13 protein-coding genes, 1 tRNA gene and 2 pseudogenes are annotated in these 12,094 nt (G+C 67.4%); 7 read left to right on the top strand and 9 right to left on the bottom strand.

Going from position 1 to position 12,094, the window contains the following annotated elements; translation table 11 throughout:
• The first annotated feature begins 34 nt into the window (after positions 1–34).
• Positions 35–661: an oligoribonuclease gene (gene orn / locus PTQ19_RS06965; protein WP_274368925.1), complete on the top strand. Its 627-nt coding sequence runs from the start codon at positions 35–37 to the stop codon at positions 659–661.
• A gap of 36 nt (positions 662–697) precedes the next feature.
• Positions 698–773: transfer RNA gene (locus PTQ19_RS06960), tRNA-His, on the top strand.
• 113 nt (positions 774–886) lie between these two features.
• Here PTQ19_RS06960 and PTQ19_RS06955 read toward each other — a convergent pair.
• From PTQ19_RS06955 to PTQ19_RS06950, 3 genes and pseudogenes are all read right to left on the bottom strand, one after another.
• Positions 887–1,531, bottom strand: coding sequence for a transposase (locus PTQ19_RS06955; protein ID WP_274368924.1), 645 nt, complete (start codon positions 1,529–1,531; stop codon positions 887–889).
• A gap of 379 nt (positions 1,532–1,910) precedes the next feature.
• A pseudogene (locus PTQ19_RS15365) lies at positions 1,911–1,985 on the bottom strand (IS1/IS1595 family N-terminal zinc-binding domain-containing protein); the annotation flags it as partial.
• Between the two features lie 82 nt (positions 1,986–2,067).
• On the bottom strand, positions 2,068–2,961 hold the full coding sequence (locus PTQ19_RS06950; protein WP_274368923.1) for a CPBP family intramembrane glutamic endopeptidase: 894 nt from the start codon (positions 2,959–2,961) through the stop codon (positions 2,068–2,070).
• A 137-nt stretch (positions 2,962–3,098) separates the two neighbouring features.
• Here PTQ19_RS06950 and PTQ19_RS06945 point away from each other — a divergent pair.
• The 4 genes and pseudogenes from PTQ19_RS06945 to PTQ19_RS06930 form a co-directional block, all read left to right on the top strand.
• Positions 3,099–3,497 (top strand): annotated as a pseudogene (locus PTQ19_RS06945) (GNAT family N-acetyltransferase); the annotation flags it as partial.
• A 114-nt stretch (positions 3,498–3,611) separates the two neighbouring features.
• Positions 3,612–3,956: a metallopeptidase family protein gene (locus PTQ19_RS06940; protein WP_241263598.1), complete on the top strand. Its 345-nt coding sequence runs from the start codon at positions 3,612–3,614 to the stop codon at positions 3,954–3,956.
• Entirely contained in the window at positions 3,953–4,243 is a 291-nt protein-coding gene (gene clpS / locus PTQ19_RS06935; RefSeq protein ID WP_206820557.1) for an ATP-dependent Clp protease adapter ClpS, read from the top strand. Before PTQ19_RS06940 ends, clpS begins: the two co-directional genes overlap by 4 nt.
• On the top strand, positions 4,240–4,734 hold the full coding sequence (locus PTQ19_RS06930; protein WP_274368922.1) for a DUF2017 family protein: 495 nt from the start codon (positions 4,240–4,242) through the stop codon (positions 4,732–4,734). Before clpS ends, PTQ19_RS06930 begins: the two co-directional genes overlap by 4 nt.
• Positions 4,735–4,740: 6 nt before the next feature.
• On the opposite strand, the gene PTQ19_RS06925 is transcribed toward PTQ19_RS06930, so the two are convergent.
• Genes PTQ19_RS06925 through gatC form a run of 6 tightly spaced genes read right to left on the bottom strand, consistent with a single transcriptional unit; the run spans position 4,741 to position 10,242 of the window.
• Positions 4,741–5,322: a hypothetical protein gene (locus tag PTQ19_RS06925; protein ID WP_274368921.1), complete on the bottom strand. Its 582-nt coding sequence runs from the start codon at positions 5,320–5,322 to the stop codon at positions 4,741–4,743.
• Positions 5,306–5,626, bottom strand: a complete 321-nt coding sequence (locus PTQ19_RS06920) for a hypothetical protein (RefSeq protein WP_274368920.1) — start codon at positions 5,624–5,626, stop codon at positions 5,306–5,308. Before PTQ19_RS06920 ends, PTQ19_RS06925 begins: the two co-directional genes overlap by 17 nt.
• Positions 5,627–5,635: 9 nt before the next feature.
• The gene (gene dinB / locus PTQ19_RS06915; RefSeq protein WP_274368919.1) at positions 5,636–6,880 is read right to left on the bottom strand and encodes a DNA polymerase IV; all 1,245 of its coding nucleotides are present in this window, start codon (positions 6,878–6,880) and stop codon (positions 5,636–5,638) included.
• Positions 6,881–6,914: 34 nt separating this feature from the next.
• Positions 6,915–8,432, bottom strand: coding sequence for an Asp-tRNA(Asn)/Glu-tRNA(Gln) amidotransferase subunit GatB (gene gatB, locus PTQ19_RS06910; protein ID WP_179410951.1), 1,518 nt, complete (start codon positions 8,430–8,432; stop codon positions 6,915–6,917).
• Complete coding sequence (gene gatA, locus PTQ19_RS06905) at positions 8,432–9,946, bottom strand: Asp-tRNA(Asn)/Glu-tRNA(Gln) amidotransferase subunit GatA (RefSeq protein WP_179410952.1); 1,515 nt, start codon at positions 9,944–9,946, stop codon at positions 8,432–8,434. Before gatA ends, gatB begins: the two co-directional genes overlap by 1 nt.
• On the bottom strand, positions 9,943–10,242 hold the full coding sequence (gene gatC / locus PTQ19_RS06900; protein ID WP_179410953.1) for an Asp-tRNA(Asn)/Glu-tRNA(Gln) amidotransferase subunit GatC: 300 nt from the start codon (positions 10,240–10,242) through the stop codon (positions 9,943–9,945). The genes gatA and gatC overlap by 4 nt, the downstream gene beginning before the upstream one ends.
• Positions 10,243–10,289: 47 nt before the next feature.
• Here gatC and PTQ19_RS06895 point away from each other — a divergent pair, with 47 nt between their 5' ends.
• Positions 10,290–11,996 carry a long-chain-fatty-acid--CoA ligase gene (locus PTQ19_RS06895; RefSeq protein WP_274368918.1) on the top strand — a complete coding sequence of 569 codons (1,707 nt, stop codon included), beginning with the start codon at positions 10,290–10,292 and terminating at the stop codon, positions 11,994–11,996.
• Positions 11,997–12,094: the final 98 nt, after the last annotated feature.

The raw sequence follows: 12,094 nt of genomic DNA, 5'->3' as shown, positions 1-12,094 counted from the left end.
GTACCGTGTCCGGGCCCGCCGCTAGGATCAAGGGATGGTTTCTGCGTCTGAGAACGACCGGCTGGTGTGGATCGACTGCGAGATGACGGGACTCGACCTCGCCGTCGATGAACTGGTCGAGATCGCCGTCGTCATCACGGACTTCGAGTTGCGGGTGATCGACCCCGGGTTCCAGGTCGTCATCAAGCCGAGCGATGCCGCGCTGGCCAATATGGGCGATTTCGTGACCGAGATGCACCGCACGTCGGGGTTGATCGACGAGATCCCGCACGGCGTGTCGCTGGCCGAGGCCGAGGCGCAGACCCTCGCGTACATCAAGCGCTTCGTTCCGATGGAGCGCAAGGCGCCGCTGGCGGGCAACACGATCGGCACCGACCGGATGTTCCTGTCCAAGTACATGCCCGGTGTCGACGGGCACCTGCACTACCGCAACGTCGACGTCTCCAGCATCAAGGAGCTCTCGCGCCGCTGGTACCCGCGGGTGTTCTTCCTGGCCCCTGAGAAGAACGGCGGACACCGTGCGTTGGCCGACATTCTGGAGTCCATCCGCGAGCTGCACTACTACCGTGAAGCGGTCTTCGTAGCCGAGCCCGGACCCTCTTCCGACGAGGCCAAAGACATCTCGAGTCGCACCGTGTCATCGTTCACTCAAAACATGTAATAGACTCTAAGGGTTGCCCGCTGAGGCGGGCACATGGTGGGTATAGCTCAGCTGGTAGAGCACCGCGTTGTGGTCGCGGGGGTCGCGGGTTCAAGCCCCGTTACTCACCCCAATCAGGTCAGGCCCGAACTCCTCCAAGGAGTCCGGGCCTGACCTTTTCCGTTGCCCGTTACTTCTCGACGCGATCGGGTTATAGGCCAAAAGGAGTGGATGGCGTCGGGTGTGTCATCCGCGTCCTGCCCATCCGGTTCGTTCCCAGAGGCCTTCGGTGGCGTCTAGGCCGGTGTCGTAGAGGGATGGGCCGCCGATGTCTTCGGCTTGGTCTTCCTGGTCGTGCTGGTTGGGCTCAGGGGCTGGTGCTGGTGTGAGGGTGAGGGTGAGGGTGAGTGCTTGCTCGAGCGGTATCTGCCGCAGGGTGAGGAGCCATTCGATGGCGCGGCGGCGGTGGACCTCGCTCATTCCGCGGTGGCGGCGCAGGAGCTCGCGGATGGGGCTGTTGTATCCGCCTTCCAGTGGGCTGGTGGTGCGGGGGTTGCCGTAGGTGATCCAGGTGAACAAGACCCCGTCTCGGGTGACTTTTCGGATCAGGAGCCAGGCTTTGCGGAGTCGGTCGTGGGTGAAGCCCCACTGGCCGTTGCGGAACATGGTCCGCTCGCGGGTGAGGTGTCCGAACGTCTGCCACCACTGCTCAAGCTGCAGCTGCCAGGCGATCGCGGCGTCTTCGTCGTCGATGTTGCTGAGGTTCATCACGAGTTCGCGCAACGCTTTGCCTGCGGCGGTGCGGGGGTTGCGGGTCAGGTGCCGGGTGGTGTTCATCTGCAGGTGGAAGATGCACCGCTGATGCTTCGTCTCCGGCCAGCACGCCCGCAAGTGCCGAGGGAAGCCCGGAGCCGCCGTCGGAGACGATCACCCCGGGCGCGGGGACCTGCTCCAGCAGTGCGGTCCAGGCGGCGGTGGTCTCGCGGCCGCACCATTGCCAGGCCAGCAGGTCGCCCTTGTCGCTGATCGCGATCAGCAGGCACCAGGACCCGATCCAGACTCCATCGACGAGCACCGCATGGTGGATGGTCTCAGTCGGTTCGCGGTACGGCTGGATGTCCCAGCACCAGGCGGTGTCTCGACGAAACGAGCGTCCGGTGCGGGTGCCGTCGATCTCGGCCTGGGTCTGCTTGCCCGTCAGCCAGACCACGAACCGACGCAGCTGCTCACGACGGGTCACATCCGGGCGCCGGCGTACTGCAGATGCCCCGCAGCTCTTGCACCGCCAGCGTTGCGTTCCCGAGCGGTGGCGGCCGTTCTTCACCAGCTGTGAACCGCATAGCACGCACGTCGTCGAATTCGAGGGAAGGGTCACGACTAAGCGTCGCCGACCATGATGATCCCCGAATCACCCCGGAAACACGCGCCTAGATCAAGAACCCATCCACTCCTTTTGGCCTATAGCCCACGCGATCGCCGAGACCGTAGTGCGCGCGGCCGACACGCCCGCGGATGAAGATCAGCAGCACAAGTCCGACGATGATCACAACGGGGTTCGCGAGGTTCGCGATCGGCAGCAGCGCGCTCACCTCTCCCACCTGTCCCTGCTCGCCGATGGCGCCGGTGATCAGGAACTGGCTCGGATCGGTCGAGGCGTGCAGCAGGATCGCCAGGATCAGCGTGCCGCTGACGCGCATCGAGAGGTACATCAGCACGCCGAACGTGAACGTGTACGCCACCAGCACGATGACGGGAAGCAGATCCGTCGTGCCGATGAAGTTCCCGGCGTGCAGGATGCCGAACAGCAGCGACGATAGCGCGGCGACGACCCACTCGCTGTATCCGCCGCGGCGCAGCAGTTGCACCGCGAAGCCACGGCACACGAGCTCCTCGGTGAATCCGATGCACAGTCCGAGGAACAGTGTCATCAGCGTCACCCCGACCCCGACCGCTTGATAGTCGACGGCCACGTACCGCACCGCGTTGAAGCCCAGCACGACGACGACCGCCAGCCACATCCACCAGCTGCCGCGGATCGGCTGTGGCCCGAACAGCTCTTTCAACCAGCCGAACGACCAGGCGAGTGCGAGCATCAACAGCCCGGTGACGAGGATCGACAGCGTCTGACCGATCAGGACGTTCTGCGCGGAGGCGAACGTGCCACCCGGCGTCATCATCCCGGCGAAGAGAGTGTGAATGAGCCACGCGACGCCCTGGTAGAGCACCCAGTAGAAGACGACTAGCAGCAGGGCCTTCCACCATCCGCCGTTGTTCCAGAAACTACGCCACTTCGATGTTTGCACCACTGCTGACTCGGCCATGTGTTCTCCTTCTGAGAACCGTCTCTGTGTTTTGCGAGTGATGCTAGCAACGCAAGGATCGCCCGCAACAGCCCTTGTGGAACGCGTCGGCGCTTTCGACGAGGGCCGCGATCAGTACGACTCGATACGATCGATGCATGGCCTCGCACGTCCGTATCGCAACAGACTCCGATCTGCCATCGATCGCGAGGATCGAGGCCGCAGCCGACACCGCATTCGACGCGATCGCAGACCGTACCGCGTGGGGCTCTCCCCCGTCCGGACAGGATCGCTGTCAGCATCCGGGGTTCGTTCTCGTGGCCGCAGACGATGAGGCCGGTCCGCCCGTCGGTTTCGTCCACGTCATCACGCACGCTGATGCGGCGCACCTGGAGCAGCTGTCGGTGCTGCCGGAGCATGCCCGGCTCGGCCACGGCACGGCCCTTGTGCACGCCGCACTCGACGAGGCACGTGCGCGCGGGGCGAAACAGATCACGTTGCGCACCTTCGCCGAGATCCCCTGGAACGCACCGTTCTACGCGTCCCTCGGTTTCGCTGAGGTCCCGACGCCCTCGGACAGCTTCACCGCGGCTCTCCTCGACGCCGAGCAGCGCACTGGGCTCTCCGACGTCGGCCCGCGCGTGCACATGAGCCTCGACCTCGGCGCCGGGATGGAGATGGATGCCGATGCCTTCGAGGCCCTCGTGATCGACGAACTCGACAAGCTGCCCGACGACATGGTCGATGGCCTGGACAACGTCGTGTTCGTCGTTGAGGACCGCGCGGAGACCGGCGAGGAGTTGTTCGGCCTGTACGAGGGGTTCGCGCTGACCGAGCGCGGCCAATACGGGATGGGCGAGCTGCCCGACCGCATCATCGTCTTCCGCGAGACGCATCTCGCCGCGTGTGCGGATGAGGCCGCGCTGCGCGCGGAGGTACACACGACGTTGGTGCACGAGATCGCGCACTTCTACGGCATCGACGACGAGCAACTGCACGAACTGGGGTGGGCATGAGCACACCGTCCTCGACGCCGGTTCTCGATGAGCAGCTGACGGCGGCGCCTCTGGTGCCGTGGCAGCTCGTCGTGTGGGATGACCCCGTGAACCTGATGAGCTACGTGGCACGCATCTTCCGCACGTACTTCGGATATCCGGCCGAGCACGCCAACAGGTTGATGCTCGCCGTTCACCACGAGGGGCACGCCGTGGTGGCGACCGGTCCGCGCGAGACGATGGAGGCCCATGCGCATGCAATGCACGACTTCGGCTTGTGGGCGACGGTGAGGCGGGCGCCTCAGTGACGACGGATCTATCGCTCTCACTCGCGACGATCGAGGTGCAGAACCTGCAGCGGCTCATCGACGAGTTCCTCGACGTCATCGCCGACGGCAAAGTGACAGACGACCCCGGTCTGAGCCGCATCGCACCGGCTGCCTATGCCGATGACCCCGCAGCGGCAGCCGAGTTCCGCGCCGCCACACGCGATGGCCTGTTCGATCGGCGGACGGCGGATGCCCTCGATGTGCGTTCCGATCTCGGCGCACCCCTCGAGGGCGGCTCAGCTCCGTCGACGCGCGCAGCCATGCGGCAACGGACGATACGGATCCCACCGGAGCACGTAGACGCCTGGCTGAGAACCCTGGCAGCGGTGCGATTGGTCGTCGCCGCGCGACTCGGCATCGACACCGCCGACACCCACGAGCCCGGCGACGAACGCTTCCACGTCTACGACTGGCTCGGATACCGGCTCGACCAGCTGGTGATGCTCGCGGACGAGCACGACGCGGGGTGACACGCCTCAGGGTGTCGTGAAGACCATCGTCGCCAACTGTGCCGGGTGTTCGCGAGCGATGTGCGCATCCTCCTGCGCTGCCCACATGTCCCAGTGGTCGCGGAACACGTCGCCGTCCCGTTCCAGCGCGCGGCTGCGCCGCGCTGAGGCGGGGCCGTCGACCCATACCGCCACGTGCGCCAGAGGAGCGGATGCCCGTGTCAGTGCACCGCACCCCTCGACGAACAGCCCGAGATCGGGGTCGACCGCGTGCGCTTCGGCGGGCTCGTCATGCTGCCAGTCCCAGCGGTGCCAGCGACCGATCCGCTGACGGCTGTGTGGGAGCAGGCCGCCTTGGCGCGCGATCTCGGAGCCCCGCGCCAGCCCGTCCCACCCCGGGTAGACCGAGTCCAGCGCGAGCAGTTGCACGGGCTGCGGCAACGGCCAGGCACGCACCAGTCGCGCGGCGAGGCTGGTCTTTCCTGCTCCGCTGCGCCCGTCGATGACGACCACCGGGTTGGGCACACCGAGCCCGGCGACAGCCGAGCAGATCTGCTCGGTGGCGCCGGTGAGCACCGCGTCCAGAGGGTCGCTACTTCTTGAGGGCACGGATGATGCGCGTGATGGCGCGTCCGGACACCCAGACGAAGGGCACGGCCACAGCGAGCAACGTGATCAGGTTCGGCTCGAAGCGCAGACCTTCCTCACGGCGCACGTAAACGCCGAGCGGCACAGCCATTCCGCCGCCTGCGCCGCCGTCGCCCTGCTGTTCGACTTCGCCGCCGGCGAAGCATGTGATCGCGAGCGCCACCGGGGTGACGCCGACTCCATCGACGTCGACCGTTTCACCGTAAGCGCTCTTGACCCCGAGAGAGGCGGCCTGCTTTCCCAGTTCCAGTGCAATGTTCGGCATGACCCCACGCTAGTCCACCGGCGGATGCCCCGGCGACCGGCTCTCCCCTCGACTCATGTGGCGCGCACGGGTGATCATGCCGACACCGAATCGCGCCCGCGCATCGTCGAGCGTGCCCTCCAGCCGGCGCTGGTCCTCGTCGTCGTCCCACAGTGCCAGCGCGCCCGCAGCCGCCGGGCGAAGGCGCTCTGCGCGGACGCCGACCAGACGCACGGGATCACGCCGGTCGATCTGCTCGAACAGCGACAGTGCGGTCTCGCCCAGCCGCTGTCCGACATCGGTCGCCTCGGCAAGCGACACCGACCGGTTGACCGTGGTGAAATCGGCGAAGCGGATCTTGATCGCCACACCGCCGGCATGCCAGCCCGAGGCGCGCAGGCGGGCCCCCACCCGATCGGCAAGGCGTCGCAGCTCGGAGCGGAGCAGCTCGCGGTCCTCGACATCGCGGTCGAAGGTCTCTTCATGTCCGATGCTCTTCTCGATCCGCTCGGTCTCGACGGTGCGGGCGTCCTGCCCCGTCGCGAGCGCACGGATCCGCTGTCCCAGCGCCGGACCGAGCGCGCGCTCCAACGTCTCGGGAGGCGACGTGCGCACATCGCTGATGAGGCGGATGCCGCGGCGGGCGAGGGCATCCGCCGCCTTCGGGCCGACACCCCACATCGCACCCACCGGGCGCGGGTCGAGGAACTCCTGCGTACGGGCGGCAGGAACGATCAGCATGCCATCGGGCTTGGAGACGGTCGAGGCCATCTTCGCGACGTGCTTGGTCGCGGCCACTCCGACGCTGCACGTGATGCCCACCTCGTCCTGCACACGGCGGCGGATGAGCACGGCAATACGGCCGGGACTCCCCCACAGCCGGCGTGCGCCTCGCACATCGAGGAACGCCTCGTCGATCGACAGCGGTTCGACCAGCGGGGTGATGCTCTCGAAGATCGCCATCACCTGTGCGGACACCGCACGATAACGTTCGAAATCGGGTGGGACGACCCGCGCCGTCGGGCACAGACGGAGCGCCTGCCCCACCGGCATCGCGCTGCGCACACCGTATCGGCGCGCCTCGTACGATGCGCTGGACACGACTGAGCGCCCTTCGCGTCCACCGATGATCAGGGGCAGCCCCCGCAGCGAAGGATCGTGCAACACTTCGACAGCGGCGTAGAACGCATCCATGTCGACATGCAGGATGCCGGTGCCGCTGTCGTCCGCCCCTTCGGGCGAGACCAGTCGTCCCGATCCGTCACCGCGTCCCATGCCTCCATTCTCGTGGAGGCATGGGACATCACGGTCAGTCCTGCGCGGCCCGTTCCAGGATCAGCTCTCGCACGCGTGCGGCGTCGGCCTGTCCCTTCATCGCCTTCATCACGGCGCCGATCACGGCACCGGCCGCCTGCACCTTGCCGTCCTTGATCTTGGCGAGCACATCGGGCTGCGCGGCGAAGGCGTCATCGATCGCTGCGATCAGCGCACCGTCATCCGAGACGACGGCCAGTCCGCGGGCATCCACGACCTCCTGCGGCGTCCCCTCGCCGGCGATGACGCCCTCGAGCACCTGGCGGGCCAGCTTGTCGGTCAGCGTTCCCGCGTCGACGAGCTGCTGCAGCGCGGCGACGTTCTGCGGGCTGACGAGATCGGCGACGTCGCGCTCCTGCGCGTTCGCGACGCGCGTGATCTCGCCGGTCCACCACTTGCGGGCCGCAGCCGGCGTCGATCCGGCGTCGATTGTCGCGGCGACGACATCGATCAGACCGCCGTTGCGCACGTCCTGGAACTCCAGGTCGGTGAAGCCCCAGTCGGCCTTCAGCCGGCGACGGCGGGCGATCGGCTGCTCGGGAAGAGCAGCACGCAGCTCCTCGACCAGCTCTCGCGCCGGTTCGACCGGCAGCAGGTCGGGCTCCGGGAAGTAGCGGTAGTCGTCAGCATCCGACTTCGGACGCCCCGGCGAGGTCGTGCCGGTGTCCTCGTGCCAGTGGCGCGTCTCCTGGATGATGACGCCGCCGTCGGCGAGGATCTGCGCCTGGCGCTGGATCTCGTAGCGCACGGCACGCTCGACCGAGCGCATCGAGTTGACGTTCTTCGTCTCGGTGCGCGTTCCGAGCTTCTCCTGCCCGCGGGGACGCAGCGACACGTTGGCGTCGCAGCGGAGGTTGCCGCGCTCCATGCGCGCCTCAGAGATACCGAGTCCGCGCACGATGTCGCGGATGGCCGCGATGTACGCCTTGGCGATCTCAGGCGCACGGTGCTCGGCACCGAAGATCGGCTTGGTGACGATCTCGACGAGCGGCACACCCGCACGGTTGTAGTCGACCAGCGAGTACTCCGCACCCTGGATGCGACCGGTGGCACCACCCATGTGGGTGAGCTTTCCGGCGTCCTCCTCCATGTGGGCGCGCTCGATCGGGATGGTCACCAGCGTGCCGTCCTCCAGCTCGACCTCGACCGAGCCCTCGAAGGCGATCGGCTCGTCGTACTGCGAGATCTGATAGTTCTTACCCAGGTCAGGGTAGAAGTAGTTCTTGCGCGCGAAGCGGCTCGATTCGGCGATCGAGCATCCGAGCGCCAGGCCCAGGCTGATCGACGAGCGCACCGCGGTGGCGTTGACCACCGGGAGCGAACCCGGAAGCCCGAGGTCGACCGGCGCGATCAGCGTGTTCGGCTCGGCGGCGTGGAACTCTTCGTGCGCGGGGTTGGGTGCGCCCGAGAACATCTTCGTGCGCGTGTTCAGCTCGACGTGCACCTCGAATCCGAGCACCGGCTCGAACAGCTCGAGGGCCTTGTCGTAGTCCATGAGCTTTGCGGTGGCCATCAGCGGGTTCCTCCCAGGGTGGGGGCCTTCTCCAGGAGGGGTGCTCCCCAGGAGTCCAGCAGCGCGGCTTCGAGAGCGGCGCCGACGCGGTACAGACGCGCGTCCTGACGCGCGGGGGCGAGGAACTGGATGCCGACGGGCAGCCCGTCCTCGGATGCGAGCCCCGACGGGATCGAGATGCCCGGCACGCCGGCGAGGTTGGCGGGAATCGTCGTCAGGTCGTTGAGGTACATCTGCAGCGGGTCGTCGATCTTCTCACCGATCTTGAACGCTGTGGTCGGTGCCGAGGGCGTCGCGATCACGTCGACCTGCGCGAACGCCTCATCGAAGTCGCGCTGGATGAGCGTACGCACCTTCTGGGCGCTGCCGTAGTAGGCGTCGTAGTAGCCGGCCGACAGCGCGTACGTGCCGAGGATGACGCGTCGCTTGACCTCGGGGCCGAAACCGGCCTCACGAGTGGCGGACATGACGTCCTCGACCGTGGAGTTGCCCTCTGGCGTGACGCGGAGCCCGAAGCGGACCGAGTCGAACTTGGCGAGGTTGCTGGAGGCCTCGGCCGGGAGGATCAGATAGTACGCGGCGACGCCGTACTCGAAGTGCGGGGCCGAGATCTCAACGATCTCCGCGCCCTGCGCCTCCATGAGGGCGAGCGACTCGCGGAACGAGGCGGCGACGCCGGGCTGGAATCCCGAGTCGGGCAGTTCCTTGACGACACCGACCTTCAGGCCCTTCAACACCTGACCGGTCGCGCCCTCACGTGCGGCCTCGGCGAACGACGGCCACTGCTCGTCGAGCGAGGTGGAGTCATTGGCGTCGTGGCCACCGATGACATCGTGCAGCAGGCCCGCGTCGAGCACGGTGCGCGTGACGGGGCCCACCTGGTCGAGGCTGGATGCCAGGGCGATCGCGCCGTAGCGGCTGACCCCGCCATAGGTCGGCTTGATGCCCACGGTGCCGGTGACATGCGCGGGCTGACGGATCGACCCACCGGTGTCGGAACCGAGCGCGAGCGGAGCCTCGAAGGCAGCGACTGCCGCCGCCGAGCCGCCGCCGGATCCGCCGGGGATGCGGTCCAGATCCCAGGGGTTGCGGGTGGGGCCGTACGCGGAGTGCTCCGTCGACGAGCCCATTGCGAACTCGTCCATGTTGGTCTTGCCGAGCGGCACCAGTCCCGCAGCACGTGAGCGTGCGACGACGGTCGCGTCGAACGGCGACATGTAGCCCTCGAGGATCTTCGAACCACTCGTGGAGGGCTGATCGGTGGTGACCAGGACGTCCTTGATGGCCAGCGGCACACCGGCGATCGGGCCGAGCTGCTCACCCGCGGCGCGCCGGGCATCGACCTCGGCGGCGGCCGCAAGGGCGTGCTCGTTGACATGCAGGAACGCGTGCACATCGCCGTCGACGGCGGCGATGCGGTCGAGGTGCGCCTGGGTGGCCTCGACGCTGGAGATCTCGCCGGCGCTCAGCTTGTCGCCGAGTTCCGCGGCGGTCATGCGGATGATGTCGCTCACTGCTCTTCTCCCAGGATGGCCGTGACGCGGAAGCGGCCGTCGGCGGCATCCGGTGCGTTCTGCAGGGTCTGCTCGGGCGTGAGCGTCAGGCCGACCTCATCGGGGCGGAAGACGTTGCTCAGCGGGATCGGATGGCTGGTGGCCGCCACATCGGGCGTCGCCACCTCCGACACCTTGGCGATGTTGTCGACGATGGCGTCCAGCTGACCGGTCAGCTGGGTCACCTCGTCGTCGGTGAGCTTGATGCGCGCGAGCACGCCGAGATGGCGCACGAGATCGGGGGTGATTTCTGACACCACGCCAGTCTACGAGAGCCCCGGCCCTGCACACGTAAGCTGAACCCGTGACGACGTTCGATCCCCCGCGCCCCTGGACCGCCAGCTACGCAGACAGCGTTCCCGAGGATCTTCCCCCGGTGACCGGGTCTCTCATCGACATCGTGGAAGCGTCGGTGCGCGACTACCCGGATGCCCCGGCCCTGCAGTTCTTCGGGCGCGAGACCACCTACCGCGACATGCAGGACGCGATCGAGCGCGCCGCAGCCGGTCTGCGCGATCTCGGCGTCGGCCCCGGCGACCCCGTCGCCATCGTGCTGCCCAACTGCCCGCAGCACATCATCGCCTTCTACGCGGTGCTGCGCCTCGGCGCGGTGGTCGTCGAGCACAACCCGCTGTACACCGCTCGCGAGCTGCGCAAGCAGTTCGAGGACCACGGAGCCCCGCACGCGATCGTCTGGAGCAAGGTCGTCGAGACCGTGCAGCAGTTCCCCGACGATCTGAAGGTGACGAACCTGATCTCGGTCGATGTCACCACGGCTATGCCCTTCATGACGCGACTCGCTCTGAAGCTGCCGATCGCGAAGGCCCGCGAGTCGCGCCAGGCGCTGACGGCCAAGGTGCGCGGCGCGATCAGCTGGGATCAGCTGGTGGCATCCGCTCCGCTGCCCGCGTCGCACCCGCGTCCGCAGACCGATGACCTCGCGATCATCCAGTACACCTCGGGAACGACAGGCACCCCCAAGGGCGCATCGCTGACGCACCGCAACCTGCTCGCCAATGCCGCGCAGGCCCGGGTCTGGGTACCCTCGATCACGCGCGGCGACGGCTGCGTCGTCTACGCGGTGCTGCCGATGTTCCACGCATACGGACTGACGCTGTGCCTGACGTTCGCGATGTCGATGGGTGCGCGGCTCGTGCTGTTCCCCAAGTTCGACCCCGACATGGTGCTGGAGGTCGCGAAGAAGCACCCGGCGACGTTCCTGCCGCTCGTGCCGCCGATCGCCGAGCGTCTGCTGGCGGCCGCGAAAGAGAAGGGCGTCTCGCTCGCGGGCACCGAAGTGGCGATCTCTGGGGCCATGGCGCTTCCCCACGAGCTGGTCGTGCCCTTCGAGGAGGCCAGCGGTGGATACCTGGTGGAGGGCTATGGCCTGAGCGAGTGCTCGCCCGTGCTGATGGCGAACCCGGTGGCCGAGCACCGTGTCGCCGGCACGATCGGGCTGCCCCTGCCCGGCACCGAGTGCCGCGTGGTCGACCCCGAGAATCCCACCGTAGATGTGCCAGCCGGGTCGCCCGGAGAGCTGATCGTGCGCGGCCCCCAGGTGTTCTCCGGCTACTACGGCAAGCCGGAAGCCACCGAGGCGGTCTTCGTCGACGGCTGGTTCCGCACCGGCGACATCGTGACGATCGATGAGAAGGGCTTCGTGCGAATCGTAGATCGCATCAAAGAGCTCATCATCACGGGCGGGTTCAACGTCGCCCCCACCGAGGTGGAGGGCGCGCTGCGTCAGCACCCCGATGTCGTGGATGCGGCGGTCGTCGGTCTGCCGAGCGAACACTCCGGCGAGGAGGTGGTCGCCGCGATCGTGGTGGATGCCGGTGTCGACCCCGACATCGAGTCGATCCGTGAGTTCGCGCGCGGAATTCTCACGCCCTACAAGGTGCCGCGACGGCTGTTCGTCGTCGATGAGCTGCCTCGTTCACTGATCGGCAAGGTGCTGCGCCGCCAGGTGAAGGAGCGTCTTCTGGAGCTGACCGGCGGCGGACAGCGGTGACGACACGCCGCTGAGCATCGCGCCCTGCTGCGACCGCCAGCACTCTCACATCCGGAGGCACTATCGTTGGTAGGTGACTGCTGACGAGAATGCCGCCG

Source organism: Microbacterium esteraromaticum (assembly GCF_028747645.1).
GTDB classification, from domain to species: Bacteria; Actinomycetota; Actinomycetes; order Actinomycetales; family Microbacteriaceae; genus Microbacterium; species Microbacterium esteraromaticum_C.
The sequence above is the reverse complement of the archived record's forward strand: the minus strand, read 5'-3'. Positions and strand labels throughout refer to the sequence as shown.

Coding starts and splice junctions, on each gene's coding strand:
- orn (WP_274368925.1), top strand. CDS start 35: ATGGTTTCTGCGTCTGAGAACGACCGGCTGGTGTGGATCGACTGCGAG.
- PTQ19_RS06950 (WP_274368923.1), bottom strand. CDS start 2,961: ATGGCCGAGTCAGCAGTGGTGCAAACATCGAAGTGGCGTAGTTTCTGG.
- PTQ19_RS06940 (WP_241263598.1), top strand. CDS start 3,612: ATGGAGATGGATGCCGATGCCTTCGAGGCCCTCGTGATCGACGAACTC.
- clpS (WP_206820557.1), top strand. CDS start 3,953: ATGAGCACACCGTCCTCGACGCCGGTTCTCGATGAGCAGCTGACGGCG.
- PTQ19_RS06920 (WP_274368920.1), bottom strand. CDS start 5,626: ATGCCGAACATTGCACTGGAACTGGGAAAGCAGGCCGCCTCTCTCGGG.
- dinB (WP_274368919.1), bottom strand. CDS start 6,880: ATGGGACGCGGTGACGGATCGGGACGACTGGTCTCGCCCGAAGGGGCG.
- gatB (WP_179410951.1), bottom strand. CDS start 8,432: ATGGCCACCGCAAAGCTCATGGACTACGACAAGGCCCTCGAGCTGTTC.